At 72.1% G+C, this 25837-nt stretch carries 31 protein-coding genes; 22 read left to right on the forward strand and 9 right to left on the reverse strand.

Annotated elements, in window-relative coordinates; genetic code table 11:
• The first annotated feature begins 28 nt into the window (after positions 1-28).
• Genes hisD through hisF form a run of 8 tightly spaced genes read left to right on the forward strand, consistent with a single transcriptional unit; the run spans position 29 to position 5839 of the window.
• Entirely contained in the window at positions 29-1354 is a 1326-nt protein-coding gene (gene hisD / locus ABZ370_RS38370; protein WP_358631248.1) for a histidinol dehydrogenase, read from the forward strand.
• Positions 1351-2457 carry a histidinol-phosphate transaminase gene (locus ABZ370_RS38375; protein ID WP_358631251.1) on the forward strand — a complete coding sequence of 369 codons (1107 nt, stop codon included), beginning with the start codon at positions 1351-1353 and terminating at the stop codon, positions 2455-2457. The genes hisD and ABZ370_RS38375 overlap by 4 nt, the downstream gene beginning before the upstream one ends.
• Positions 2454-3047: an imidazoleglycerol-phosphate dehydratase HisB gene (gene hisB / locus ABZ370_RS38380; RefSeq protein WP_358631254.1), complete on the forward strand. Its 594-nt coding sequence runs from the start codon at positions 2454-2456 to the stop codon at positions 3045-3047. The genes ABZ370_RS38375 and hisB overlap by 4 nt, the downstream gene beginning before the upstream one ends.
• Complete coding sequence (locus ABZ370_RS38385) at positions 3048-3212, forward strand: hypothetical protein (protein ID WP_358631256.1); 165 nt, start codon at positions 3048-3050, stop codon at positions 3210-3212. It begins immediately after the preceding gene.
• Positions 3209-3853: an imidazole glycerol phosphate synthase subunit HisH gene (gene hisH, locus ABZ370_RS38390; RefSeq protein WP_358631259.1), complete on the forward strand. Its 645-nt coding sequence runs from the start codon at positions 3209-3211 to the stop codon at positions 3851-3853. Before ABZ370_RS38385 ends, hisH begins: the two co-directional genes overlap by 4 nt.
• 53 nt (positions 3854-3906) lie before the next feature.
• Positions 3907-4638, forward strand: a complete 732-nt coding sequence (gene priA, locus ABZ370_RS38395; RefSeq protein WP_358631262.1) for a bifunctional 1-(5-phosphoribosyl)-5-((5-phosphoribosylamino)methylideneamino)imidazole-4-carboxamide isomerase/phosphoribosylanthranilate isomerase PriA — start codon at positions 3907-3909, stop codon at positions 4636-4638.
• Positions 4635-5072: a RidA family protein gene (locus ABZ370_RS38400; protein WP_358631265.1), complete on the forward strand. Its 438-nt coding sequence runs from the start codon at positions 4635-4637 to the stop codon at positions 5070-5072. Before priA ends, ABZ370_RS38400 begins: the two co-directional genes overlap by 4 nt.
• Positions 5069-5839: an imidazole glycerol phosphate synthase subunit HisF gene (gene hisF / locus ABZ370_RS38405; protein WP_358631268.1), complete on the forward strand. Its 771-nt coding sequence runs from the start codon at positions 5069-5071 to the stop codon at positions 5837-5839. The genes ABZ370_RS38400 and hisF overlap by 4 nt, the downstream gene beginning before the upstream one ends.
• 74 nt (positions 5840-5913) lie before the next feature.
• Here hisF and ABZ370_RS38410 read toward each other — a convergent pair whose 3' ends face one another.
• From ABZ370_RS38410 to ABZ370_RS38420, 3 genes are all read right to left on the reverse strand, one after another.
• Entirely contained in the window at positions 5914-6942 is a 1029-nt protein-coding gene (locus ABZ370_RS38410) for a CU044_5270 family protein (protein WP_358631271.1), read from the reverse strand.
• The gene (locus ABZ370_RS38415) at positions 6939-7580 is read right to left on the reverse strand and encodes an RNA polymerase sigma factor (RefSeq protein WP_358631274.1); all 642 of its coding nucleotides are present in this window, start codon (positions 7578-7580) and stop codon (positions 6939-6941) included. Before ABZ370_RS38415 ends, ABZ370_RS38410 begins: the two co-directional genes overlap by 4 nt.
• A gap of 93 nt (positions 7581-7673) precedes the next feature.
• A complete protein-coding gene (locus tag ABZ370_RS38420; protein WP_358631277.1) occupies positions 7674-8042 on the reverse strand; it encodes a MerR family transcriptional regulator in 369 nt (122 codons plus the stop codon).
• Between the two features lie 64 nt (positions 8043-8106).
• On the opposite strand from ABZ370_RS38420, the gene ABZ370_RS38425 reads away from it, so the two are divergent.
• Complete coding sequence (locus ABZ370_RS38425; RefSeq protein ID WP_358631280.1) at positions 8107-9213, forward strand: alkene reductase; 1107 nt, start codon at positions 8107-8109, stop codon at positions 9211-9213.
• On the opposite strand, the gene ABZ370_RS38430 is transcribed toward ABZ370_RS38425, so the two are convergent.
• Genes ABZ370_RS38430 through ABZ370_RS38440 form a run of 3 tightly spaced genes read right to left on the reverse strand, consistent with a single transcriptional unit; the run spans position 9186 to position 11527 of the window.
• Positions 9186-9656 (reverse strand): OsmC family protein, encoded by a 471-nt coding sequence (locus ABZ370_RS38430; RefSeq protein WP_358631283.1) that lies wholly within the window; start codon positions 9654-9656, stop codon positions 9186-9188. The two genes, ABZ370_RS38425 and ABZ370_RS38430, sit on opposite strands and share 28 nt — an antisense overlap.
• 33 nt (positions 9657-9689) lie before the next feature.
• Positions 9690-10502: a TIM barrel protein gene (locus ABZ370_RS38435; protein ID WP_358631286.1), complete on the reverse strand. Its 813-nt coding sequence runs from the start codon at positions 10500-10502 to the stop codon at positions 9690-9692.
• A complete protein-coding gene (locus tag ABZ370_RS38440; RefSeq protein ID WP_358631289.1) occupies positions 10499-11527 on the reverse strand; it encodes a Gfo/Idh/MocA family oxidoreductase in 1029 nt (342 codons plus the stop codon). The genes ABZ370_RS38435 and ABZ370_RS38440 overlap by 4 nt, the downstream gene beginning before the upstream one ends.
• 197 nt (positions 11528-11724) lie before the next feature.
• Between ABZ370_RS38440 and ABZ370_RS38445 the strand changes: the two genes are divergently transcribed.
• Positions 11725-12741, forward strand: a complete 1017-nt coding sequence (locus ABZ370_RS38445; RefSeq protein ID WP_358631292.1) for a LacI family DNA-binding transcriptional regulator — start codon at positions 11725-11727, stop codon at positions 12739-12741.
• A gap of 6 nt (positions 12742-12747) precedes the next feature.
• Here ABZ370_RS38445 and ABZ370_RS38450 read toward each other — a convergent pair whose 3' ends face one another.
• Positions 12748-13665, reverse strand: coding sequence for a LysR substrate-binding domain-containing protein (locus ABZ370_RS38450; RefSeq protein WP_358631295.1), 918 nt, complete (start codon positions 13663-13665; stop codon positions 12748-12750).
• Between the two features lie 119 nt (positions 13666-13784).
• Here ABZ370_RS38450 and ABZ370_RS38455 point away from each other — a divergent pair, with 119 nt between their 5' ends.
• The gene (locus tag ABZ370_RS38455; protein ID WP_358631298.1) at positions 13785-14108 is read left to right on the forward strand and encodes a multidrug efflux SMR transporter; all 324 of its coding nucleotides are present in this window, start codon (positions 13785-13787) and stop codon (positions 14106-14108) included.
• A gap of 37 nt (positions 14109-14145) precedes the next feature.
• Here the strand turns inward: ABZ370_RS38455 and ABZ370_RS38460 are convergent, their stop codons facing one another.
• The gene (locus tag ABZ370_RS38460) at positions 14146-14778 is read right to left on the reverse strand and encodes a TIGR03085 family metal-binding protein (RefSeq protein ID WP_358631301.1); all 633 of its coding nucleotides are present in this window, start codon (positions 14776-14778) and stop codon (positions 14146-14148) included.
• Positions 14779-14865: 87 nt separating this feature from the next.
• Positions 14866-15480 (reverse strand): hypothetical protein, encoded by a 615-nt coding sequence (locus tag ABZ370_RS38465; RefSeq protein ID WP_358631304.1) that lies wholly within the window; start codon positions 15478-15480, stop codon positions 14866-14868.
• Positions 15481-15865: 385 nt separating this feature from the next.
• On the opposite strand from ABZ370_RS38465, the gene hisI reads away from it, so the two are divergent.
• The 11 genes from hisI to ABZ370_RS38520 all read left to right on the forward strand — a co-directional run bounded on the left by hisI (position 15866) and on the right by ABZ370_RS38520 (position 25668).
• Entirely contained in the window at positions 15866-16243 is a 378-nt protein-coding gene (gene hisI / locus ABZ370_RS38470; RefSeq protein WP_358631307.1) for a phosphoribosyl-AMP cyclohydrolase, read from the forward strand.
• A 72-nt stretch (positions 16244-16315) separates the two neighbouring features.
• Positions 16316-17827 (forward strand): anthranilate synthase component I, encoded by a 1512-nt coding sequence (locus ABZ370_RS38475; RefSeq protein WP_358631310.1) that lies wholly within the window; start codon positions 16316-16318, stop codon positions 17825-17827.
• A 69-nt stretch (positions 17828-17896) separates the two neighbouring features.
• Entirely contained in the window at positions 17897-18574 is a 678-nt protein-coding gene (locus tag ABZ370_RS38480) for a TIGR02234 family membrane protein (protein WP_358631313.1), read from the forward strand.
• A 136-nt stretch (positions 18575-18710) separates the two neighbouring features.
• Positions 18711-18950 carry an HGxxPAAW family protein gene (locus ABZ370_RS38485; protein ID WP_358631315.1) on the forward strand — a complete coding sequence of 80 codons (240 nt, stop codon included), beginning with the start codon at positions 18711-18713 and terminating at the stop codon, positions 18948-18950.
• A gap of 98 nt (positions 18951-19048) precedes the next feature.
• Positions 19049-19504, forward strand: a complete 456-nt coding sequence (locus tag ABZ370_RS38490) for a DUF2752 domain-containing protein (protein WP_358631317.1) — start codon at positions 19049-19051, stop codon at positions 19502-19504.
• A gap of 136 nt (positions 19505-19640) precedes the next feature.
• Positions 19641-20450 (forward strand): indole-3-glycerol phosphate synthase TrpC, encoded by an 810-nt coding sequence (trpC, locus tag ABZ370_RS38495; RefSeq protein ID WP_358631320.1) that lies wholly within the window; start codon positions 19641-19643, stop codon positions 20448-20450.
• A gap of 331 nt (positions 20451-20781) precedes the next feature.
• On the forward strand, positions 20782-22017 hold the full coding sequence (trpB, locus tag ABZ370_RS38500) for a tryptophan synthase subunit beta (RefSeq protein ID WP_358631323.1): 1236 nt from the start codon (positions 20782-20784) through the stop codon (positions 22015-22017).
• A complete protein-coding gene (gene trpA, locus ABZ370_RS38505) occupies positions 22017-22844 on the forward strand; it encodes a tryptophan synthase subunit alpha (RefSeq protein ID WP_358631326.1) in 828 nt (275 codons plus the stop codon). The genes trpB and trpA overlap by 1 nt, the downstream gene beginning before the upstream one ends.
• Positions 22845-22932: 88 nt before the next feature.
• On the forward strand, positions 22933-23709 hold the full coding sequence (locus ABZ370_RS38510; protein ID WP_358631329.1) for a thioredoxin domain-containing protein: 777 nt from the start codon (positions 22933-22935) through the stop codon (positions 23707-23709).
• A gap of 71 nt (positions 23710-23780) precedes the next feature.
• Positions 23781-24758, forward strand: a complete 978-nt coding sequence (gene lgt / locus ABZ370_RS38515) for a prolipoprotein diacylglyceryl transferase (RefSeq protein WP_358631332.1) — start codon at positions 23781-23783, stop codon at positions 24756-24758.
• A 178-nt stretch (positions 24759-24936) separates the two neighbouring features.
• Positions 24937-25668 carry a VIT1/CCC1 transporter family protein gene (locus tag ABZ370_RS38520; protein ID WP_358631335.1) on the forward strand — a complete coding sequence of 244 codons (732 nt, stop codon included), beginning with the start codon at positions 24937-24939 and terminating at the stop codon, positions 25666-25668.
• The last annotated feature ends 169 nt before the right edge of the window (positions 25669-25837 follow it).

Raw genomic sequence — 25837 nt, forward strand, 5'->3', positions numbered from 1 at the left:
CCGGAGCACGTCTGAGACAATTGATCGCGTGATCTCCCGTATCGATCTGCGCGGTGCCGCCTTCCCCGAGGGCGGGATCGACCGCGACCTGTTGCCCCGTGCCGAGCTCGACGTCGAGGCCGCCCTGGAAAAGGTGCGGCCCATCTGCGACGACGTGCGCCATCGCGGCACCGCTGCGCTGATCGAGTACGCCCATCGGTTCGACGGCGTGACGATGGAGCGGGTGCGGGTCCCCGTCGAGGCGCTGACCAGCGCTCTCGACGAGCTGGACCCGGCCGTGCGCGCGGCCCTGGAGGAGTCCATCCGGCGGGCCCGGCTGGTCCACCGCGAGCAGCGGCGCGCCGACCACACCACGCAGGTCGTGCCGGGCGGCACGGTCACCGAGCGCTGGGTGCCCGTCGAGCGGGTCGGGCTGTACGCGCCGGGCGGCCGTTCGGTCTATCCGTCGTCCGTCGTGATGAACGTGGTGCCCGCGCAGGAGGCCGGGGTCGCCTCGATGGCCGTCGCCTCCCCGCCGCAGGCCGAGTTCGGCGGGCTGCCGCACCCCACCATCCTGGCGGCCTGCGCGCTGCTCGGCGTCGACGAGGTATACGCGGCGGGCGGCGCCCAGGCGGTCGCGATGTTCGCGTACGGCACCGAGGAGTGCCGCCCGGTCGCCATGGTCACCGGGCCCGGCAACATCTGGGTCGCCGCCGCCAAGCGGCTGCTCAAGGGCCGGATCGGCATCGACGCCGAGGCCGGGCCGACCGAGATCGCGATCCTCGCCGACGCCACCGCCGACCCGGTGCACGTCGCCGCGGACCTGATCAGCCAGGCCGAGCACGACCCGCTGGCCGCGTCCGTCCTGGTCACCGACTCCGAGGAACTGGCCGCGACGGTCGAGAAGGAGCTGGAGACCCAGGTCGCCGCCACCAAGCACGTCGAGGACCGCGTCGCCCCCGCGCTGGCCGGGCGGCAGTCCGGCATCGTGCTGGTCGACGGCCTCGAACAGGGCCTCGCGGTGGTCGACGCGTACGCGGCCGAGCACCTGGAGGTCCAGACCGAGGACGCGGCGGCGGTCGCGGCCCGGGTGCGCAACGCCGGGGCGATCTTCGTCGGCGCGTACGCACCCGTCTCGCTCGGCGACTACGCGGCGGGCTCGAACCACGTCCTGCCCACCGGCGGCTGCGCCTGTCACTCCTCCGGCCTGTCGGTGCAGACCTTCCTCCGCGGCATCCACGTCGTGGACTACACCCGCGAGGCGCTGGCCGAGGTCGCGGGACATGTGGTGACGCTCGCCGACGCGGAGGATCTGCCCGCGCACGGCGCGGCGGTGAAGGCACGGTTCGACTGGAAGGTACCTGGGACCAAGTGACCGGGATTGACGATCTCCCCATCCGGGACGAGCTGCGCGGCAAGTCCCCGTACGGCGCGCCGCAGCTGGACGTCCCCGTACGGCTGAACACCAACGAGAACCCCTATCCACTGCCCGAGCCGCTGGTGGAGCGGATCGCCGAGCGGGTCGCCGAGGCGGCCCGCCGGCTCAACCGCTACCCCGACCGGGACGTGGTCGAGCTGCGCACCGAGCTGGCCCGCTACCTCACCCGTACGGCGGGGCTCGCGGTGGCGCCCGAGCAGGTGTGGGCGGCCAACGGCTCCAACGAGGTGCTGCAGCAGCTGCTCCAGACCTTCGGCGGGCCCGGGCGCACCGCGATCGGCTTCGAGCCCTCGTACTCGATGCACGCGCTGATCTCGCGCGGCACCGGCACCGGCTGGATCTCCGGCCCGCGGAACGACGACTTCACCATCGACGTCGAGGCCGCCTGCCAGGTCATCGCCGAACGCAGGCCCGACGTCGTCTTCATCACCTCGCCGAACAACCCCACCGGCACCGCCGTCGGGGCTGAGACGGTGCTCGCGCTGTACGAGGCGGCGCAGGCCGCCAAGCCGTCGATGGTCGTGGTGGACGAGGCGTACGCGGAGTTCAGCCACCGCCCCTCGCTGCTGCCGCTGATCGAGGGCCGCCCGCGTCTGGTGCTCTCCCGGACGATGTCCAAGGCGTTCGGTGCCGCCGGGCTGCGGCTCGGCTACCTCGCCGCCGACCCGGCCGTGGTCGACGCCGTGCAGCTCGTCCGGCTGCCGTACCACCTGTCCGCCGTCACCCAGGCCACCGCGCTGGCCGCCCTGGAGCACACCGATACGCTGCTCGGGTACGTCGAGACGCTCAAGACCGAGCGCGACCGGCTGGTGCGGGAACTGCGCGCCATCGGCTGCGACGTGACCGACTCGGACGCCAACTTCGTCCAGTTCGGATGCTTCGAGGACGCCCACGCGGCCTGGCAGACCCTGCTGGACCACGGCGTCCTGGTCCGGGACAACGGCGTACCGGGCCGGCTGCGGGTCTCCGCGGGCACCCCCACCGAGAACGACGCGTTCCTCGACGCGGTTCGCGAGCTGATGAAGGAGACGAGCGCATGACCCGCGTGGGCCGCGTGGAGCGCACCACCAAGGAGACCTCGGTCGTCGTCGAGATCGACCTCGACGGCACCGGCCAGGTCGATGTAGCGACCGGCGTCGGTTTCTACGACCACATGCTCGACCAGCTCGGCCGCCACGGCCTCTTCGACCTCACGGTCAAGACCGAGGGCGACCTGCACATCGACACCCACCACACCATCGAGGACACCGCCCTCGCGATCGGCGCCGCCTTCAAGCAGGCGCTCGGCGACAAGACGGGCATCTACCGCTTCGGCAACTGCACGGTGCCGCTGGACGAGTCCCTCGCACAGGTGACCGTCGACCTCTCCGGCCGCCCGTACCTGGTGCACACCGAGCCGGAGAACATCGCGCCGATGATCGGCACCTACGACACCACGATGACGCGGCACATCCTGGAGTCCTTCGTGGCCCAGGCGCAGGTCGCCCTGCACGTCCACGTGCCGTACGGGCGCAACGCGCACCACATCGTGGAGTGCCAGTTCAAGGCGCTCGCCCGGGCGCTGCGGTACGCGAGCGAGCGTGACCCGCGGGCCGCCGGAATCCTTCCGTCCACGAAGGGCGCCCTCTGAATGAACGGCCTGTCGACCGCCTTCATCCTGCTCGGGCTGTTCCTCCTCGGCGGAGTCATCTCCTTCGCCAAGCAGGGGCTGCCCAAGGGCGTGATCGTGCTGCTGGGAGTGGGCGCCACGATGGCGCTGCTGGCCGGAGCCCTTCGGCTGGAGGTCTGGAATTGAGCGGCTCCGCGAAGAAGATCATTGTCTTCGACTACGGCTTCGGCAACGTCCGCTCCGCCGAACGGGCCCTCGCCCACGTCGGCGCGGACGTCGAGATCAGCCGTGACTACGACAAGGCCATGGCCGCCGACGGCCTCCTCGTCCCCGGCGTCGGCGCCTTCGGCGCCTGCATCAAGGGGCTGCGCGAGGTGCGCGGCGACTGGATCGTGGGCCGCCGGCTGTCCGGCGGCCGCTCGGTCATGGGCATCTGCGTCGGCATGCAGATCCTCTTCGGCCGCGGCATCGAGCACGGCGTCGAGGCCGAGGGCCTGAACGAATGGCCCGGCACCGTCGAACCGCTGCGCGCCCCCGTCGTCCCCCACATGGGCTGGAACACGGTCACCGCGCCCGGCGACTCGCGGCTCTTCGCGGGGCTGGACAAGGAGGAGCGCTACTACTTCGTGCACTCCTACGCCGTCCGCACCTGGGAGCTGGAGGTCGGCAACCCCCATATGACCGGCCCGAAGATCAGCTGGACCACGCACGGCGAGCCGTTCGTGTCCGCCGTGGAGAACGGCCCGCTGTGGGCCACCCAGTTCCACCCCGAGAAGTCCGGCGACGCCGGGGCCCTCCTGCTGCGCAACTGGCTCGACACGCTCTGACCGGCCCGCCCCGCCCGCCCCCGCCCGTCCCGTACGCACCGTAAGGTTCCCGCATGCCAACGCACCGCCTCGAACTCCTCCCCGCCGTCGACGTCCGCGACGGCCAGGCCGTCCGCCTCGTCCATGGCGAGTCCGGCTCCGAGACGTCGTACGGCGACCCGATGGAGGCCGCCCTCGCCTGGCAGCGGGCCGGCGCCGAGTGGCTGCACCTGGTGGACCTCGACGCCGCCTTCGGCACCGGCGACAACCGGGAGCAGATCGCCCAGGTCGCCCGCGCCATGGACCTCAAGGTCGAGCTGTCCGGCGGCATCCGCGACGACGCCTCGCTCGCCGCCGCCCTCGCCACCGGCTGCACCCGCGTCAACCTCGGCACCGCCGCCCTGGAGACCCCCGAATGGGTCGCCAAGATCATCGCCGAGCACGGCGACAAGATCGCCGTCGGCCTCGACGTCCGCGGCACCACCCTGCGCGGCCGCGGCTGGACCCGCGACGGCGGCGACCTGTACGAAACCCTCGCCCGCCTCGACTCCGAGGGCTGCGCCCGCTACGTCGTCACCGACATCGCCAAGGACGGCACCCTCAAGGGCCCCAACCTGGAGCTGCTGCGAGGCGTCTGCGCCGCGACCGACAAGCCCGTCGTCGCCTCCGGCGGCGTTTCCTCGCTCGACGACCTGCGCGCCCTTGCGACCCTGGTACCGGAAGGTGTCGAGGGCGCCATCGTGGGCAAGGCGCTCTACGCCAAGGCGTTCACCTTGGAAGAGGCGTTGGAGGCGGTATCCGCATGACCCCACCCGACAGCTCAGCCGAGAACCCGCCCGGGACGACCGGGCGGCGGGTCCAGACCGGCAGCCCCTGGGAGGAGAGCATCGGCTTCGCCCGGGCCGTCGAGGCCGGGGACCTGGTCGTCGTCGCCGGCACCATGCCGCTCGCGGAGCGCGGCGTCCTGGAGGGCGAGGGCGACCCGTACGAGCAGACCCTCGCCGCCTTCCGGCACGCCCTCGCCGCGCTGAAGGAGTTCGACCTCGGCGTCGAGTCGGTCATCCGCACCCGCATGTACCTCACCCACGCTCGCGACGTGGACGCGGTGGGCCGCGCCCACAAGGAGCTCTTCGACGCCGTACGCCCCGCCGCGACCCTCGTCGTGGTGTCCGGCTTCGTCGACTCGCGCGTGCTGGTCGAGGTCGAACTGGAAGCATTCCGAGGAGCCCGAGCGTCATGACCCTGGCGGTCCGAGTCATCCCCTGCCTGGACGTGGACAACGGCCGGGTCGTCAAGGGCGTCAACTTCCAGAACCTGCGGGACGCCGGTGACCCCGTCGAGATGGCCCGGATCTACGGCCAGGAGGGCGCCGACGAGCTGACCTTCCTCGACATCACCGCCTCCTCCGGCGACCGCGAGACCACCTACGACGTGGTGCGCCGCACCGCCGAGCAGGTCTTCATCCCGCTGACCGTCGGCGGCGGCGTCCGCACCACCGAGGACGTCGACAAGCTGCTGCGGGCCGGGGCCGACAAGGTCGGCGTCAACACCGCCGCCATCGCCCGGCCCGAGCTGATCCGCGAGATCGCCGAGCGCTTCGGCAGCCAGGTCCTGGTCCTCTCGGTGGACGCCCGCCGCTGTGCCGAGGGGACGGTGACCGAATCCGGCTACGAGGTCACCACCCACGGCGGCCGCCGCGGCACCGGCATCGACGCCGTCGAATGGGCCCACCGCGCGGCCGGTCTCGGCGCCGGGGAGATCCTGCTGAACTCGATGGACGCGGACGGCACCAAGGACGGCTACGACACCGCGATGATCGAAGCCGTCCGCGCGCACGTCACCATCCCCGTCATCGCCAGCGGCGGCGCGGGCAGGCTCGACGACTTCGCCCCGGCGGTCGATGCGGGCGCGGACGCGGTGCTGGCCGCCTCCGTCTTCCACTTCGGCGACCTGCGCATCGGCGAGGTCAAGGGCGCGCTGCGGGACGCGGGGCACCCGGTCCGCTGAGGCACACGCGCACGGCGGGGGATCACCGGACGGTGATCCCCCGCTTCATGCTCCGCTCACTTGGTGGCCTCTGCTCACTTGGTGGCGGGCCGCTCGCGGTAGTGGTCGACGATCCCGTGCTTCAGAAGGGCGTACTCCGACAGGACGTCCCCCTTCTTGCCCGCCACGAAGTCCTTCGTCCGGTATTCGCGCTCACCGAGGTAGGCGAGGCTGTCCCGGTCGAAGATCCACTCGTTCGCGACCCACGTCCGCTTGTCGACGCGGACGATGCCGAACCCGTGGCGGCCCGCCGCGTCCACCGCGTCCTCGTGCCGCGTCACTCCGGGGATCTTCGCGACGGCCTTGTACAGCGCGGCGGCGTTCTCCGGCGGCATCACGTCGCCCAGGAACCGGCCGATCTGCTCGAAGACGGCCTGCGCCTTCTCCTGGCCGTCTTCCGCTTCGGTCATCCGGTACAGCTCCTTGAGCAGGACGTCCGGGTCGGTCGGCAGGGCCGCCAGCCACTGGTACGTGGGGCGGCCGATGCCCGCTGGAGACCCTCCCAGTTCGTACATCGAGGAGTAGCCCTCGTCATCGTGAATCTCGCCGGTCTTGTTGATCCGCTTCACCTGCTGCGACCTCCAGGCCTCGCGCTCGCTCTTCGGGTCCAGCTTGGAGGCTCCGTTCTCCTTCATCTCGGCCCCCGCCCCGACGCTTTTGACGTAGGCGAACTGATCCTGGCGCACCGGCTGGACGTCCGACTTCGCCGCGGTCCCCGCGAGCCGGTCGAGCAGGACGGTGGCGGTCTCGCGGGGCCTGGCGGTGGCGTCGCCGGACGCACCGCCGCCCCCGGTGAAGGTGACGGCCAGCGCCCCGGCCAGCGCCAGCCCCGCGGCGGGCATCAGCACCGCCGGGCGCAGCAGCCGCTGCCGGGCCTTCGGGGCGGCGGCAGCGTTCTTCTGGTGGTCATCATCGATCAGCTGCATCAAACGGTCCTTGTGGTGAAGGTACGGAGCGGAGGGCACGTCCCGTTCGGCCGGGACGGAAGGAAGCAGCCCGGCGAACTCCTCGCACGCGGCGTCCTCACGCTCGGGCCGGGCGGACCCGGAGCCGACGGCGTTCATCGGGTTTCCTCCTGATACTCCTGAAAGGGCAGGGCCGCGAACGCGGCCTCACGCTGTACCTCTCCGCGACGGTGCGGCGGTTCCTTCTTGTCTTCCGCGAGCCGCTGTTCGGCGAGCTTGCGCAGCCGGGTGCGGGCCCGCGACAGCCGTGAACGCACCGTCCCCACCGGGATGCCCATCGCCTCGGCCGCCTGCGCGTAGTCCAGCCCCGACCACACGCACAGCGCCAGCACCTCCTGCTCCGCGCGCCGCAGACGGCCGTACACCTCCCGTACGGCGGCCAGTTGGCGGGCGTCGTCGATCCGGCCCGCGGCCTCCTCCGCGAAGTCCGCCACCGGGTCGGGCGCGGGACGCCGGGCCAGAAACGCCAGCCGCCGCCCGATGCCCCGCTTGGCGTTGCGCGCCTTGTTCGTCGCCACGCCCAGCAGCCACGGCTTCAACGAGCCGTCCCCCGGCTCCAGTTGCCCCCGCCCCCGCCAGGCGTCGAGGAACGTGTCCCCCATCACCTCCTCCGCCACCGACCAGTCACCGGTCAGCCGGAAGGCATGGTTGTAGACGCTCCGCGCGTGCTCCGCGTACAACTCCGCGAAGGCCTCGCGATCCCCGGCCCGTATCCGCTCGCGAAGGCCCTCAGTCATGTCGTTTACACCTCACACCCGTGCCTCTCCGCACGCGGTGCGCGGTTCCCGTGACCTGGGCCACACGGGTCGTCGGGCCGGGAGCGTGCCCCGTTATCCGGCCGGGTCCGACGCCGCCGCGTCGATCACCTCGTCCAGAACCTCGCGGGAGCGGAGCAGATCGGCGATCATCCGGTTGATGCGCTCCCGCTCCACGGTGAGGTCGGCGACCAGCCGTCCGGTGGCGACCCGGGACGGCCCGCCGTCCGTGTCCCGCATGCAGGGGAGGAGCTGGACGATCTTCTCGCTGCACAGCCCCGCGGCGAACAGCTCCTGGATGCGGATGACCCGGTCCACCGCGCCCTCGGCGTACTCGCGATGACCGCCCGGGGTGCGCTCGGCGCTCATCAGGCCCTGCTTCTCGTAATAGCGCAGCGAGCGCTCGCTGACGCCGGTACGCCGAGCCAGTTCGCCGATCCGCATGCCTCACCCCGTACGCCGGTTCCGACTTGAATCTGACACCAATGAGAACTTCTACGGTACCGGCATGCCGAACACATCAGCGACATCCTCCCTGTTCGAACCGGCCCGCCTCGGCCCCCTCGACCTGCCCAACCGCCTGGTCATGGCGCCGCTGACCCGTAACCGCGCCGCCGCCGACGGCGTACCGCTGCCGATCATGGCCACCTACTACGCCCAGCGCGCCTCCGCCGGACTGATCATCGCCGAGGCCTCCACTCCCAACGCCGTCGGGCAGACGTACCCGAACATCACCGCGATCCACGACGACGCCCAAGTGACCGGCTGGCGGCGCGTCACCGACGCGGTCCGCGCCGCGGGCGGCCGCCCGATGTTCCTCCAGATCCAGCACGGCGGCCGGGTCGGCCACCCCGACACCAGCGGACTCACCCCGCTCGCCCCCTCCCCGATACCGCTCCCCGAGACGATCTTCACTCCGAGCGGCCATCAGCAGGCGGTCGTACCATGCGAGATGACCCCCGACGACATCCGCTCCACCATCGCCGACTTCGCCGCCGCCGCCCGCAACGCCATCGACGCGGGCTTCGCCGGAGTCGAGGTGCACTCCGCCAACGGCCACCTCCTCCACCAGTTCCTGGCCGCGAACACCAACCGCCGCACCGACGGCTACGGCGGCCCGGTGAGCCGCCGCATCCGGTTCGTGGTCGAGACCGCCCAAGCCGTGGCCGAGGCGATCGGCCCGGAGCGGGTGGGCCTGCGGGTCTCTCCCGGCCACACCGTCAACGGCATCCAGGAGGACGACACCGAGGCCCTCTACCCCGCCCTCACCGAGGCCCTGGCCGACCTCGGCCTCGCGTATCTGCACATCGGATTCGCCGACCCCGGCCGGCCCGTCTTCCAGACCATCCGCAAGGCCTGGCCCACCACCCTGATCGCCAACCCGGTGCTGCCGGTGGACCAGATCCCCGCCGACGGCGGCCTCCGCCAGGCGACACGCCTCCTGGCCGAGGGCGCCGACCTGATCGCCCTGGGCCGCCCCTTCCTGGCCAACCCCGACCTCGTCCACCGCCTCCGCACCGGCGCCCCCCTCAACCCGGTGCGCGACCGCTACCTGATGTACGTGGGCGGCGAGACCGGTTACACCGACTACCCGACGCTGACCGTCGGCTCGTGACGGACGGGGAAGTTGACCGAGTTGGCGATGAAGCATGTCTGATGCGCGTCGTGATGCGCCGAGCGCGCCCGCTCCACCATCGCCGCGTCCGCGACGGTGACCACGGGATAGAGGGTCACCTCGGTGAACCGCCCGCTGTACCCGGCCGTCTCCATGACCCCGGTGGCCACATCCTCATACGCTGTCACCGTCACGCCGTCGCGTGCGCAGACGGACAGGTACGACAGCATGTGGCACTGCGCGAGCGAGGCGAGGAGGAACTCCTCCGGGTTCCAGCGCTCCGGATCGCCGAGGAACGCCGGATCGGCGCTGCCCAGGAGCGTCGGCTTGCCCTCGGCGACGACATCGTGCGCCCGCCCGTAGCCCCGGTAGCCACTGCCGGTACCGGCCCCGGTGTTGCCGGTCCAGCGGACGGTGGTGCGGTAAGCGTGCCGTTTTCCCATCGGTCTGTCGCTCCTCATTGCCGTGGCGGAGGCTTATGGTCTCACCTGCTCCGGCCGGACCGGCGTGAAAGCGGCGCGGAAGGCGGCGAGGGCGGTGTCGGGGTGGTGGCGGGCCCAGGATTCGAGGGCTACCACGCCGGTGTAGCCGAGGTCTTGGAGGGCGGTGGCGATGGCGGGGTAGTGGATTTCGCCGGTGCCCGGTTCGCAGCGGCCGGGGACGTCGGCCACCTGGATCTCACCGATGTACGGGAGGGCCTGGCCGAGGAGTTCGATGAGGTTTCCCTCGCCGATCTGGGCGTGGTAGAGGTCCAGGTTCATCCGCAGATGCGGGCTGTCGACGGCGCGGACCAGGGCGAGGGTGTCGGCGGCGCGGGCGAAAGGGGTGCCCGGGTGGTCGACGGCGAGGTTGAGGTTTTCGAAGGTGAAGACGCGGTTCGCTTCCTCGCCCAGGGCGGCGATGCGGCGCAGGGTGTCGGCGGCGGTCAGCCACATCGCGGGGGTGGTCCGGGAGATGGGGTGTACGGGGAGGCCCTGGGGGTTCAGGCCGGTGCCGTGGAGGTTGAGGCGGGGGCAGTTCAGGCGGTCGGCCACGGTGAGGGAGGCGCGGGCCGAGGTGAGCAGGGCGTCGATGCCGTCGGGCGAGGTGAGGTCGCCGGTCAGGTAGCCGGTCATGGAGGAGAAGGTGGCGCCGGTGGCGGTGAGGGCGTCGATGTCCTTGGTGGACCAGTCCCAGATCTCGACCTGGAATCCCTGGTCGGCGACGCGGCGGACCCGTTCGGTGAACGGCAGGTCGAGGTAGAGCATTTCAGCGCTGGCGGCGAGGGTGAAGGGGCTCGTGTCGCTCATGCGGTCACCTCGGCGAGGTCGACGGGGGCGGCGGTCTCGACGCTGCGGATGGCGGCCAGCGCGATGGACAGGGCGCGGCGGGCGTCGTGACCGGTGACGGACGGGGGCGTGCCGTGGCGGATCGCGTCGGTGAAGGCGGCCAGTTCGGCGGTGTAGGCCGTGCGCAGCAGGTCGGTGTCGCGGCGGGCGGTGTCGGCGTGGACGCCGTCGGGGCCGTAGTACGTCATGTCGGTCGCGCGGCCGCTTCCGGCGGTGGCCATGCCGCCCGAGCCGAAGACCTCGGCGCGTACGTCGTAGCCGTACAGGGCGGAGAAGGACGCCTCGGCGGTGGCGATGGCGCCGTTGTCGAAGCGGATCGTGACGACGGCGGTGTCGAGGTGTCCGGAGGCCCTGGCGTCGGGGCGGATCAGGGCGTCGGCGGTGGCGTGGACGCGGACCGGGGCGGCGGCGGGGTTGAGCCAGCACAGGGTGTCGAAGTCGTGGATGAGGGTTTCGAGGAAGATCGTCCACCGCGGGATACGGGCCGGGTCGGCGGTGAACGGGCCCGGGTCGCGGGTGAGGGAGCGCAGCAGCTGCGGGGTGCCGGTCCGGCCGTCGTCGACCGCGGCGCGGGCGGCGGCGAAGCCGGGGGCGAACCGGCGGTTGAACCCCACCTGAAGGACGACTCCGGCGTCGCGCGCGGCGGCGATGGCGCGGTCGGCGTCCGCCAGGGTCACCGCCATCGGCTTCTCGACGAAGACGTGCTTTCCGGCGGCGGCCGCCGCCACGACCAGGTCGGTGTGGGCCCGGGCGGGGGCGGTGATCAGTACGCCGTCGATGTCGTCCCGGCCGAGGACGGCGGCGGGGTCGGTGGTGGCGTACGGGGCGCCGAGGGAGGCCGCGAGGCGCTCCGCGGCGCCGGGCACCGGATCGGCGACGGCGGCCAGGGCGGCGCCGGGTATGTGCCGGGCCACGATCTCGGCGTGGTTGCCGCCGATGCGGCCCGCGCCGATCGTGGCCAGCCGCACGGTGTCGGTGACGGTCATATGCGTATCTCCCCTGGAGCCGGAGCCTTGTACCGTGAAGGAACTAGTACGTTCTAGTTCCGCCAGGACCGTAGAGCGAGAACGGGGAGCCGGTCAAGAGATCGATATGCTCGGACGCGGGTCGGCCGCCGCAGCGGCCAGGGCCCTGACCAGGGCAGCGGCCAGGGCGGCGTATCGGCAGAGCGGGAGTGACGGGAGTGACCGAGGAGGCGGGCGGCGCGCGGCCGACCATGGCCGATGTCGCACGGGCCGCCGGTATCTCCACCGCGCTGGTCTCGATCGTGATGCGCGGCGTACCGGGAGCCAGCGACGCCACCCGCAAACGCGTCCTGAAGATCGCCGACGAGATGGGGTACGTCCCCGACCAGCGCGCCCGCAAACTGCGGCAGAGCAGTTCACGGCTGCTCGGCGTCACCTTCGAACTCCAGCAGCCCTTCCACGGCGACCTCGTGGAACAGATCTACGCCGCCGCCGCCCGGCGCGGCTACGACGTGATGCTCAGCGCCGTGGCGCCCAGCCGCGAGGAGGCCACCGCGGTGGGCGCCCTGCTGCGGGAGCGCTGCGAGGCGGCCGTCCTGCTGGGCAGCCGCCTCGGCGCGGACGAGCTGACCCGGTTGGCCCGTCGGCTGCCGACGCTGCTGGTCGCCCGCCACACCGACGTACCGGGCGTGGGCGTCGTACGCGGCGACGACCACGCGGGGGTCGCGCTCGCCGTCGACCACCTCGCCGCCCTCGGCCACCGGCACATCGCGCACATCGACGGGGCCGGGGCGCCCGGCAGCTCCGACCGGCGGCTCGGCTTCCTGGAGGCCATGGGGCGGCACGGGCTCCAGGACTCGGCCGAGGTGCTGACCGGCGGGCTCACCGAGACCGCGGGGGCGGACGGCATGCGCTATCTGCTGGCCCGCGAGACCCCGCCCACCGCCGTCGTCGCCTTCAACGACCGCTGCGCCACGGGCGTGCTGGACGTCCTCGGGCGGGAGGGCCGCGCGGTTCCCGGGGAGATCTCGGTGGTCGGGTACGACGACTCGCGGCTGGCCAAGTTCCCGCATGTGCGGATGACCACGGTGTCGCAGGACGCGCCCCGGCTCGCGGAGGCCGCGGTGAGCGGGGCGCTGGACCTCGTCGCGGGCCGGGAGGCGGCCGAGAGCGTCTTCGCGCCCCACCTGGTGGAGCGCGCCACGACGGGCCCGGTCCCGGGTCCGGCGCTCTAGAACGTACTAGCCGCCCGGCTGGAGCGGTGGGTCCTCGATGTCCTGGCGGATCAGCCACTGGACGAACGTGCGCCCCTCCGGGGTCATATGGGCCTCCCCCTCGCGCCGCAGCAGATAGTGCGCCTGACGCAGCGGCACCAGACGGTCGTGGAGCACCACGAGTCGCCCCTCGCGCACGGCGGCGCGGGCGAAGCGTTCGGGGACCAGGGCGCAGTGCAGACCGGAGGCGGCGAACTCGGCCGCGGCCACGGTGGTGTCGAGCGTGATCGTCGACTCCGCGCCGCGCGAAGGCGGCGGCGTGTGCGGGAACAGCCGCTGCCAGAGGTCGTCGTAGCCGATGACGTGCACACGCGGCCGGTGCTCCAGGTCGGCGGGCCCGGTCAGCGGACCGTACGCCTCCAGATGGGCGGGGGAGCCGACCACCGCGGCCTGGTCCTCGTGCAGCAGATCGGCGGTGAAACCGGCCCAGCGGCCGTTGCCGTGACGGATCTCCAGGTCCACCTCGTGCGGCGGGACCTCGTTGGCCCAGATCGCGGTCACCACCCGCAGATCGATGTGCGGGTAGTCGTCGTGGAAGTCCTGGAGGCGGGGCATCAGCCAGGTCATGGCGTACGACACCTGCACCCGCACGGTCAGCCGTCCGCGCCCGGCCGCCGGGCCGAACAGCCCGGTGGTGCCCGCCGACAGATCGTCGAACGCGCCCCGGACGGTGGGCAGATACGCCTGGCCCATCGGCGTCAGCCGGATGCTGCGCGCCTGGCGCTCGAACAGGGCGATCCCCAGACGCGTCTCCAGGACCCGGATGCGCTGGCTGACCGCCGAAGCCGACAGGCCCAGCTCATCGGCGGCCGCCGCGATGCTGCCGAGCCGGGCGGTCGCCTCGTAGGCCAGCAGTCCGGGCAGCGGAGGGAGGGGCGTACGCACGTATCGCGACGCTACGCGGGGCTTGGTCGGCCGGGCAATGGCGAGCGACACATTTCGGGGGGCTCAGGCCCCTGCGGACAGGTTTGACGTGAACTTCTCACCGCTCGGAGACTGTCCGCATGGCCTACCTCCTCCTTCTGGCCGCCATCACCGCCGAATTGATCGGCACCAGCCTCCTCAAATCCACCGCGGGCTTCTCCCGCCCCGGACCCGCCCTGGCCTGCCTCGCCTCGTACGCGGTGGCGTGCTTCCTGCTGGCACGGGCGATCCACGACGGGATGCAGGTCGGCGTGGGCTACGCCCTCTGGTCGGGCGTAGGCACGGCCCTCATCGTGGTCATCGGCCTGCTCTTCCTGGGCGAACCGCTGACCGCGGCGAAGGCGCTGGGCGTGGCTCTGGTGATCGGCGGCGTCGTCACGCTCAACCTCGGCAGCACCACGTGATGACGGTGCGCCGGGCCCACGGCCCGGCGCCCGGGGCTCAGACGCCGAGCTTGGCGTCCAGCGCCGTGGCCACCGCTTCCTTGTCGCCGTCCAGTTCGACCCGGGCCGCCTTCTGCCGCCCGTACAGGAACAGCGCCAGCTCGCCCGGCTCCCCGGTGACCGTCACCACCGGGACGCCGCGGTGGCCGACCGCCGTACGCCCGTCGGGGCGGCGCAGCACCAGGCCGACCGGCGACTTGCGACCGAACACCTTTGCGACCCGCTCGGTACGGGACCACAGCGCGTCCGCGAAGACCGGGTCGACCTCGCGCGGCGTCCAGTCCGGCCGGGCGCGGCGGACGTCCTCGGCGTGGACGTAGAACTCGACCGTGTTGGCCGCCTCGTCCACCTGCTTCATCGCGAACGGCGACATCCGCGGCGGGCCGGTGCGGAAGAGCTGCACCAGCTCCTCGTACGGCTTCGCGGTGAACTCGGCCTGCACCCGGGTCAGCCGCTGGGCCAGCGGCTTGATCACCAGGCCCCCGGCCGCGTCGGCGCGGCGCTCGCGCACCACGAGGTGGGCCGCCAGATCACGGGTGGTCCAGCCCTCGCACAGCGTCGGGGCGTCGGGGCCCGCGTTCTCCAAGAGATCGGCGAGGAGCAGGCGTTCGCGCTTCGCGTGAGTGGACATACCGCCCACCCTACGGCCGACGCCCGCCGCCCGCCATGAGAAGTGCGCCGCGGGATGCGGTATCCGGCCTGATCCGGACGACGGGCCCTACTCCGGTATGGGCTCGCGCATCTTGGCGCCGTCCTTGCCCGTGCTCACCGTCAGCGCGCACGAGACCCGGTCCTTGCCGTGCTCCGTATAGGTGCCCAGGGCCGGGTAGAGCGCGTAGTAGTAGTACACCCGGCCATCGTTCGGGACGCTCTCCAGCCGCTTCTCGGCGTCCGTCGCGCACAGCGAGAGCGACTTGCGCTGGATCGCCTTCTCGGAGGAGAACTTCCCGGTCAGCGTCTCGTTGGTGATGATCTCGCCGTCGTGCGCGCTGTCGCACGAGCGCTTCTCGATCTTCGTCACGCTGCTGTCCATCGCCGGGTGGTCGAAGCAGGTGCCCGGCTTGAGCACGGCGTACGGCATCTTGCCGGGCCCGGAGGAGTCGGGGGACGGGGCGGACGACTGGTCGTCCCCGCCGCCCAGCGGCGCGCCCTCGCCCGGGTCCTCCTTGCCCGCCGGGGCGGACGCCGCGCCCGAGGGCGACGAGAGGGGGCGGTCCGAGGCGCTGGGGGCACCGGCCGCCTTGCCGTCGCTGTCGCCGCCACCGTCGTCATCCTGCGAGCCGAGGAAAGCCACACCGGCGACCACCGCCAGGCCCACCACCACACCGGTCACGAGCCCCGCGGTCCGGTTACGGCGCGGGGGCGGCGGGGGAGGCGGGGGCGGTCCGAAGCCGCCGTGCGGCGCGGGCGGACCGGGCCGGCCCATCGGAGCCGGGGCCAGAGCCGGATCGATCGGTGGCCCGAAGCCCCCCTGCGGCGGCGGCGACTGTGGCGGTCGCGGCGGCTGCTGCCGCGGCTCCTGCGGTGACTGCTGTGGTTCCTGCTGCGGCTGCGGCGGCGGACCAAACCCCCCGCCGTTTCCAGGCCGGTTGGGGTCATGCGACGGCGGCGGAAACGTCATGCCCGAAGCATGCCCCATCGCCCCCGTCCCCCGACCATCGGGCCCGGCCATTTCAGCAGGCGGGAGGATCACTCGGCGGGGCGTGCAGAATGGTCGCATGACCGGCTCCGAACGCCCCTCCGCCCTCGACCCGGCCATCGCCGCCCGCCTCAAGCGCGGTGCCGACGGCCTCGTCCCCGCCATCGCCCAGCAGTACGACACCGGCGAGGTGCTGATGCTCGGCTGGATGGACGACGAGGCGCTGCACCGCACCCTCACCACCGGCCGCTGCACCTACTGGAGCCGCAGCCGCCGGGAGTACTGGGTCAAGGGGGACACTTCGGGCCACATCCAGCAGGTCAAGTCCGTCGCGCTCGACTGCGACGGCGACACCGTGCTCGTCCGGGTCGACCAGACCGGTGCCGCCTGCCACACCGGCGACCGCACCTGCTTCGACGCCGACGTCCTCCCCCTGCACGACCAGCCCGCCGACTAGGGCTTTCACCAGAGCTTTGAACTAGAGCTTCGACCAGACCTTCGCGCAAGATCGCCCACTAGGCTCCCCGCCATGACCCAGGACGCTGCCACGATGGACCTCGACACCTTCCGCAAGCTGGCGGCCGACCGCCGTGTCATCCCCGTCACGCGCAAGCTGCTCGCGGACGGCGACACTCCGGTGGGCCTCTACCGCAAACTCGCCGCCGAGCGCCCCGGCACGTTCCTGCTGGAATCCGCCGAGAACGGCCGCTCCTGGTCCCGCTACTCCTTCGTCGGCGTCCGCAGCGCCGCGACCCTCACCGAGCGCGACGGCCGCACCCACTGGCTGGGCACCCCGCCCGTCGGCGTCCCCACCGAGGGGGACCCGCTCGCCGCCCTGCGCGCCACGGTCGAAACCCTGCACACCCCGCGTGACCTGAGCGGCCTCGCCCAGCTGCCGCCCTTCACCGGCGGCATGGTCGGCTACCTCGGCTACGACGTCGTCCGCCGCCTGGAGAAGGTCGGCGAGCACACGCGGGACGATCTGCGGCTCCCCGAGCTGACCATGCTGCTCACCTCGGATCTCGCCGTCCTCGACCACTGGGACGGCACCGTCCTGCTGATCGCCAACGCGATCAACCACAACGACCTCGACACCGGCGTGGACGAGGCGTACGCGGACGCCGTGGCCCGGCTCGACGCGATGGCCGCCGACCTCGAACGCCCCGTGCCCACCGACCCCACCGCCCTGCCGCCCTCCGAAGTGCCCGAGTACACCGCGCTGTGGGGCGGCCCGGACTTCAAGACGGCCGTCGACGACATCAAGGAGCGCATCCGCGCGGGCGAGGCCTTCCAGGTCGTCCCCTCGCAGCGCTTCGAGACGCCCTGCTCGGCCAGCGCGCTCGACGTCTACCGGGTCCTGCGGGCCACCAACCCCAGCCCCTATATGTATCTCTTCCGCTTCGAGGGCTTCGACGTGGTGGGCTCCAGCCCCGAGGCGCTGGTCAAGGTCGAGGACGGCGGCGCGATGGTGCACCCCATCGCCGGGACCCGGCCCCGCGGCGCCACCCCGCAGGAGGACAACGCCCTCGCCGAGGAGCTGATGGCCGACCCCAAGGAGCGGGCCGAACACCTGATGCTCGTCGACCTCGGCCGCAACGACCTGGGGCGGGTGTGCGAGCCCGGCAGCGTCGAGGTGGTCGACTTCATGTCGGTCGAGCGCTACAGCCATGTCATGCACATCGTCTCCACCGTCACCGGGAAGCTCGCGGAGGGGCGTACCGCCTTCGACGTCCTCACCGCCTGCTTCCCCGCCGGGACCCTCTCCGGCGCCCCCAAGCCGCGCGCGCTGCAGATCATCGAGGAGCTGGAGCCGAGCCGCCGAGGGCTGTACGGCGGCTGCGTCGGCTACCTCGACTTCGCGGGCGACTCCGACACCGCCATCGCCATCCGCACCGCGCTGCTGCGCGAGGGCACGGCCTACGTCCAGGCCGGGGCCGGTGTCGTCGCCGACTCCGATCCGGTCGCCGAGGACGCGGAGTGCCGCAACAAGGCGGCGGCGGTGCTGCGCGCGGTGCACTCGGCGAACCGGCTGAAGCGCTAGCGGGGCGGAGCGGGGTTCCCGCGCGGCCCTCGGGCGGGCGTGTGTTCGGCGTGGGGGATAGTGGTAGGCGTGAGTGCAGCAGCCGTACCCCCGCCCCGGGCCGAGAACGAGCCCTCCGCCCCCGCAGCCCCCGCCGCGCGCGGCCGCCGAGCGGCACGCGGCAGCCTCGCCGTCGCGCTGCTGTGCGGTGCGCTCGGCGCGGCGCTCGTCCTCCTCGCCACCAGCCGCAAATGGGCCGAGGGCACGGCCAGCGTCGCCCAGGGCTCCCTGTCGCAGAGCGCCAACGGCGACGACATCACCGGGCTGCCCGGCGCGCTGGCCGTCGTCGGCCTGGCCGCGCTCGTGGCCGTCTTCGCCGTACGCCGAGTCGGCCGCGTCGTCGTCTCCCTGCTGCTCGCCCTCAGCGGTACGGGCATCGCCGTCAGCGCCGCCCTCGGGGCCACCGACAAGGCGGCGCTCAAGGAGAAGGCGTCCAAGGTGACCGGCGTGGCGGGCAGCGCCATCCACGACGTGTCGTACACCCCCTGGCCATGGGTCGCCCTGGTGGGCGGTGTGCTGCTGCTGCTCGCGGGCGTGCTCGCGCTGGCGTACGGGCGCCACTGGCCCGCCATGTCCGGCCGGTACGAGCGCCCCGGTGCCGAGGGCCGGAGCGCCGCGCGCCGCACCCCCGCGGCGCCCGACCCGGACCGCCCCGAGGAGCTGTGGAAGGCCCTGGACCGCGGCGAGGACCCGACGGTTTCGCGGTAGGACACGGGGTGAATGCCGGACAGACGCCGGGGCAGGCACCCCCGCTCAAGGGCGCGTCCGGCATCGGGGACAATGGCGGGGGAGCTTCGCCCCGCGCGCCCGCACCAGGCGCTGTGTAGAGCTACGAGGAGAATTCATGTCCAACGCCCACGGGCACACTCCGGCCGCCTGGACCGGTGTCGTCATCGTCGTCATCGGCAGCTGCGTCGCCGGAGCGTTCACCGTCCTGGCGAACCCGCTCGGCTTCTGGGCGGGCATGGTCATCGCCGGCCTCGGTGGCTTCGTCACCCTGGGCATGCGCGCGGCCGGGCTCGGCGCCCCGAAGGCGAAGCCGCTGCGGATGGTGGGGGAGAAGCAGATCCAGACCCAGGAGTGAGCCGGGGCGCGGCGCGGGGCCGGTGCCGATGACCCGTACGGGTCCGCGGGCACGGCCCTGAGCCGCGCCTTCGTGGTTTCCCGGGGAGACTCGGCGATGTGGCCCCGTCTCCTGCCGCGCGTCGGCTCCTCGCTCCCGTGAGCGTGCTCCTCGGCGTCGTCGCGGCCTTCGGGTACGTCGGCGCCGTCGATCCCCATCAGCCCGGCCACTACCCCGTCTGCCCGCTGTTCCGGCTGACCGGGCTGTACTGCCCGGGGTGCGGCGGGCTGCGCAGCGCCCATGAGCTGGCCCACGGCGAGCTGCTGCGGGCGCTGGGGGACAACGCGCTGGTCGTGGCGGGCGGCGGTGTGTTCTGCGTGGTGTGGGCGGTGTGGTGCGTCCGGGCTCTGGGGTGGCGGTGGCCCGGTCCGGGGCCGCGGTGGCCCGATCGGCGGAGACCGGCATGGCGGGCATGGCAGGCGTGGCAGCCATGGCACGGCTGGGTGATCGGGGGTGCCGTTCTTGCTTTCACCGTCATCCGGAATTTCCCCTTCGGGGGACTACTGGCACCCTGATCGTTGTTGACTATGACGTTGTGTACGACCACGTGGTGGGACGCGGCGTCAACCGGATGCGGGACCTCGGTCCTTTGACAGCTACCATCGCATTCGACCAGAAGCTCCATCCCCGTCCCGGAAGGGGGCCGCTCGCGTGAGTGTGCTCGACGAGATCATCGAGGGTGTCCGTGCCGACCTCGCGGAGCGGCAGGCGCGCGTCACCCTCGACGAGCTCAAGGAGCGGGCGGCCAAGGCCCAGCCGGCGAAGGACGGGGTGGCGGCGCTCAAGGGCGACAGCGTCAAGGTGATCTGCGAGGTCAAGCGGTCCAGCCCGTCCAAGGGCGCGCTCGCCGCGATCGCCGACCCGGCCGCGCTCGCCGCCGACTACGAGGCGGGCGGCGCGTCCGTCATCAGCGTGCTCACCGAGCAGCGGCGCTTCGGCGGATCGCTGGCCGACCTGGAGGCCGTCCGGGCCAAGGTCGACATCCCGGTGCTGCGCAAGGACTTCATCGTCACCTCCTACCAGCTGTGGGAGGCGCGGGCGTACGGCGCCGACGTGGTGCTGCTGATCGTCGCCGCGCTGCCCCAGGAGGCGCTGGTCTCGCTGATCGAGCGGGCCGAGTCGATCGGGCTGACCCCGCTGATCGAGGTGCACGACGAGGAGGAGGCCGAGCGGGCCGTGGCCGCCGGAGCGCGGCTGATCGGCGTCAACGCGCGGAACCTCAAGACCCTCGAAGTGGACCGGGGGAACTTCGCGCGGGTCGCGCCGGAGATCCCGGACCACATCGTCAAGATCGCGGAATCGGGTGTGCGCGGACCGCATGACCTGATCGCCTACGCGAACGAAGGCGCGGACGCGGTGCTCGTGGGCGAGTCCCTGGTGACGGGGCGCGACCCGAAGGGCGCGGTCGCCGATCTGGTGGCGGCCGGTGCCCATCCGGCGCTGCGGCACGGGCGGGACTGAGCGGACCATGGACGTGTACGCGCGCCTGGCGCGGGGGTGCCGCCCCCGGGGCTGCCGCGCACCCGCCCGGCGGGTGCGCGGGCGTCGCGTGCGTTACCACATCGGATGCGAGCCGGGGCAGGTCAACGGGCGCCGATGGCGTTGACGGTGGGGTGTCGCCGGGCGCGCCGCGTGCGCTGACCGTGCGTGTGTCGTCGCGCCGACCGTGTGTCCTCGCCGCGCCGACCGTGCGTTGTCGCATGCGCTGACCGGGCGAAGTCCCCACCCGTCTCGTCGGCGGCCACCGGCCGGTGGTGCGTTCCGTTCATCAAGACTTCGCGGAGTACGTCTGATGTCCTCTGATTTCTTCATTCCGGACCCTGAGGGTCAGGTCCCCAGTACCGAGGGGTATTTCGGTGCGTTCGGCGGCAAGTTCATCCCCGAGGCGCTCGTCGCCGCGGTCGATGAGGTCGCCGCGGAGTACGAGAAGGCGAAGACCGACCCGGCCTTCGCCGCCGAGCTCGAGGATCTGCTGGTCAACTACACGGGGCGGCCCAGCGCCCTGACCGAGGTGCCGCGGTTCGCCGAGCACGCCGGGGGTGCGCGGGTCTTCCTGAAGCGGGAGGACCTGAACCACACCGGCTCGCACAAGATCAACAACGTGCTGGGGCAGGCCCTGCTCACCAAGCGCATGGGCAAGACCCGGGTCATCGCCGAGACCGGCGCGGGCCAGCACGGAGTGGCCACGGCGACCGCGTGCGCCCTGTTCGGCCTTGAGTGCACGATCTACATGGGCGAGATCGACACCGAGCGGCAGGCGCTCAACGTGGCGCGGATGCGGATGCTGGGCGCCGAGGTCATCGCCGTGAAGTCCGGCAGCCGGACGCTGAAGGACGCCATCAACGAGGCGTTCCGCGACTGGGTCGCCAATGTGGACCGCACCCACTATCTGTTCGGCACGGTGGCCGGGCCGCATCCGTTCCCGGCGCTGGTGCGGGACTTCCACCGGGTGATCGGCGTGGAGGCGCGGCGGCAGATCCTGGAGCGGACCGGGCGGCTGCCGGACGCGGTGGCGGCGTGCGTGGGCGGCGGGTCCAACGCGATCGGGCTGTTCCACGCGTTCCTGGGGGACGAGGCCGTACGGCTCGTCGGGTTCGAGCCCGCCGGGCACGGTGTGGAGACCGGCGAGCACGCCGCGACGCTGAGCCACGGCGAGCCCGGGATTCTGCACGGGTCGCGCTCGTACGTGCTGCAGGACGACGAAGGACAGATCACCGAGCCGTACTCGATCTCGGCCGGGCTGGACTACCCCGGCGTCGGGCCGGAGCACGCGTATCTGAAGGACGTCGGGCGGGCCGAGTACCGGGCCGTCACGGACGACGAGGCGATGCGGGCGCTGCGGCTGCTGTCGCAGACCGAGGGGATCATCCCGGCGATCGAGAGCGCGCACGCGCTGGCCGGGGCGCTGGACCTCGGGCGGGAGCTGGGCACCGACGGACTGATCGTGGTGAATCTGTCCGGGCGCGGTGACAAGGACATGGACACCGCGGCGCGGTATTTCGGGCTGTACGACGAGGGAGCCAAGTGATGGCCGGGAATCTGGAGCTGCTGGGGTCCGTACTGGCCAAGGCCAAGGACGAGGGGCGCTCCGCGCTCGTCGGATATCTGCCCGCCGGTTTCCCGTCCGTGGACGGCGGCGTGGCGGCGATGACGGCCATGATCGAGGGCGGCTGTGACGTCGTCGAGGTCGGGCTGCCGCACAGCGACCCGGTGCTGGACGGGCCGGTGATCCAGACCGCGGACGACATCGCCCTGCGGGGCGGGGTCCGGATTCGCGATGTGATCCGTACGGTCGGCGAGGTGCACGCGGCCACCGGTGCGCCGATCCTGTGCATGACCTACTGGAACCCCGTCGACCGGTACGGCGTCGAGCGGTTCGCCGCGGAGCTGGCCGAGGCCGGGGGCGCCGGGTGCATCCTGCCGGACCTGCCGGTCGAGGAGTCCGCGGTGTGGCGGAAGGCCGCCGAGCAGCACGGGCTGGCGACGGTCTTCGTCGTCGCGCCGAGCAGCCGGGACGAGCGGCTGGCGAAGATCACGGCGGCGGGCAGCGGTTTCGTCTACGCCGCGTCGCTGATGGGCGTCACCGGAACGAGGGAATCGGTGGGACAGGAGGCGCGCGAGCTGGTCACGCGCACCCGTGCGACCACCACCCTGCCGGTGTGCGTGGGGCTTGGGGTGTCGAACGCGGTGCAGGCGGCCGAGGTCGCCCAGTTCGCGGACGGCGTCATCGTGGGGTCGGCCTTTGTGAAGCGGCTGCTGGACGCCGAGAGCCCGGAGGCCGGGCTGGAGGGCGTGCGCCGGCTCGCGGGCGAGCTGGTGGAGGGCATCCGGGGCGCGCGTCAGGTCGCCTCCTAGGTCGCCTTCCAGGTCGCTCGTTAGCTCGTTAGAGGGAATACGGAGCGGAGGGGCTGAGCGGTGCCCCTCCGCGTCGTTATGCGAGGGCGTGAGCCAGAAAAACCGTGAGGGAAAGCGCAGCGCCCGGGAGCGACTGCGGGAACAGCGCGAGAAGGACATGGCGCGCGGCAAGCGGAAGCGGACGCTGGGCGTGGTCGGGGCGGTGGTCGCCGTTCTCGCGGTGGCCGGCGGCGTGGGCGTGTTCGCGACCAAGGCCAATCAGGACTCGGGCAAGTCGGGCAGCTCCGCCGAGCCGCCGCGCGGCGCGACGGGGAAGGGCGACCTGGTCGTTCCGGCCGGGAAGCGCGGCGCCCCGGCCACGCTGACCGTCTACGAGGACTTCCGCTGCCCCGGCTGCAAGCAGTTCGAGGACGTCTTCCACCGGACCGTGAACCAGCTGGAGGACCGCGGCCGGATGCGGGTGGAATACCACGTCGTCGCCATCATCGACGGCAATCTGGGCGGCACCGGTTCGGTGCGCGCGGGGAACGCGGCCGCCTGCGCCCAGGACGCGGGGAAGTTCCGCGCCTACCACGACGTGCTCTTCCGGAACCAGCCGGAGGAGACCCGGGACGCCTACGCGAAGAACGCCCGGCTGATCCGGCTGGCGGACAAGGTCCCCGGGCTGAACACGGCGGCGTTCCGTAAGTGCGTCGAGGACGGCCGGCACGACGGCTGGGTCAGGAAGTCCCACGCCGACTTCAACCGATCCGGTTTCGCCTCGACGCCGACCGTGCTGCTCGACGGGAAGTCGATTTACGGTCCGAAGACGCCACTGTCGAACAACAAGCTGAAGCGACTGGTCGCGGCGGCGGCGAGGGGCTGAGACCCGTTATCCACACGTTGTGCCGGGCAGTTGCCGCATCCACCGCCCGGCACGGTAGCGTCGACCCTGTCATGGAACTCGCTTACATTCCCAGCCCGTCCTCCGGCGTGATCTACCTCGGTCCGATCCCGTTGCGCGGCTACGCGTTCTGCATCATCATCGGCGTCTTCGTGGCCGTCTGGCTCGGCGGGCGGCGCTGGGTCGCCCGCGGCGGCCAGGTCGGCACCGTTGCCGACATCGCCGTGTGGGCGGTGCCCTTCGGCCTGGTGGGAGGTCGGCTCTACCACGTCATCACCGACTACGAGCTGTACTTCACCGACGGCCAGAACTGGGTCGACGCCTTCAAGATCTGGCAGGGCGGCCTGGGGATCTGGGGGGCCATCGCGCTCGGCGCGGTGGGTGCCTGGATCGGCTGCCGCCGCCGGGGAATCCCGCTCCCGGCGTACGCGGACGCGATCGCGCCCGGTATCGCCTTCGCCCAGGCGATCGGCCGCTGGGGCAACTGGTTCAACCAGGAGCTGTACGGCAAGCCGACCACGCTGCCGTGGGCGCTGAAGATCGACGCCGACCCGGACATCGGGCGCGTCGCCGGTACGTACCACCCGACGTTCCTGTACGAGTCGCTGTGGTGCGTCGGCGTGGCGCTGCTGGTGATGTGGGCGGACCGCCGCTTCAAGCTGGGCCATGGCCGGGCGTTCGCCCTCTACGTGGCTGCCTACACCGTCGGGCGCTTCTGGACCGAATACCTTCGGGTGGACGACGCCCACCACTTCCTGGGGCTGCGGCTCAACGGCTGGACGTCGATCGTCGTCTTCCTGGCGGCGGTGGCGTACCTGGTGATCTCCGCGAAGAAGGCCCCGGGCCGGGAAGAGGTCGTCGAGCCGGTACCGGTGGAGGACGGCCCGGCGGCGGAGGACGGCCCCGCGGTGGCGGCGGCCGAAAGTGAGAACGAGGCCGACAGCGAGGCCGAGGCCGAGGTCGGCGAGGCCGGCGGGGACGAGCCGAAGGCGAAGGCTTCCGCCGAGCCGGAGGCGACCAAGAAACCCTGACGCATACGACCGAAGAGGCCGCCGGAACCATCGAGTTTCGGCGGCCTCTTTACGTTTCCGCAGGTCAGGCGGGTAAGTTCGGCCTTCCTTGCTGGCGGGACAGGGGATCGCGTGTCTACCTTCGAGTCATTGGGGTGCGGGCGGCAGGTCCGCGCCCGCGAAGGGAGCACGTAGACACATGTCCGTCATCGACACCATCGAGTCACCGCATATCGCACACCGCGACAACCACACCCACCGCGATGTGAACGGCGGCTGGCTGCGTCCGGCCGTCTTCGGGGCCATGGACGGGCTGGTCTCCAACCTCGCGCTGATGACCGGCGTCGCGGGCGGGGCCGTGGACCGGCAGACCATCGTGATCACCGGGCTGGCGGGGCTCGCCGCCGGTGCGTTCTCGATGGCGGCCGGTGAGTACACCTCCGTCGCCTCCCAGCGCGAGCTGGTCGAGGCCGAGCTGGAGGTCGAGCGGCGTGAGCTGCGCAAGCATCCGGCGGACGAGATGGCGGAGCTGGCCGCGCTGTACGAGTCGCGGGGCGTGAAGCCGGCGCTGGCCCGCGAGGTGGCCGCGCAGCTGTCGAAGGACCCGGAGCAGGCGCTGGAGATACACGCCCGCGAGGAGCTGGGCGTGGACCCGGACGATCTGCCGTCGCCGCTGGTCGCCGCGGTGTCCTCGTTCGGTTCGTTCGCCCTGGGCGCGCTGCTGCCGGTGCTGCCGTATCTGCTGGGCGCGGTGGCCATGTGGCCGGCGGTGCTGCTGGCGCTGGTGGGGCTGTTCGCCTGCGGTGCGGTGGTGGCCCGGGTGACGGCCCGGTCCTGGTGGTACAGCGGACTGCGGCAGCTCGCGCTGGGTGGTGCGGCGGCGGGTGTGACCTACGCCCTGGGCGTCTTCTTCGGTACGGCCGTAGGCTGACCTCTCCTACGGCTTCTCCCCACGGCCTCTCGTGCGCCCTCCCATGCGAGTAACCGCATAACTACGCTGTTACTCGGCGGTTTCGATCCGTTTACAGCGGGCATAAAGCCGAAGCGCTCGGGCAATGTAGCCCGCTTCGCGCCGGGGCGACGGTGGCCGATCCGTCCCC

It is taken from the genome of Streptomyces sp. NPDC005962 (genome assembly GCF_040629205.1).
Classification (GTDB): domain Bacteria; phylum Actinomycetota; class Actinomycetes; order Streptomycetales; family Streptomycetaceae; genus Streptomyces.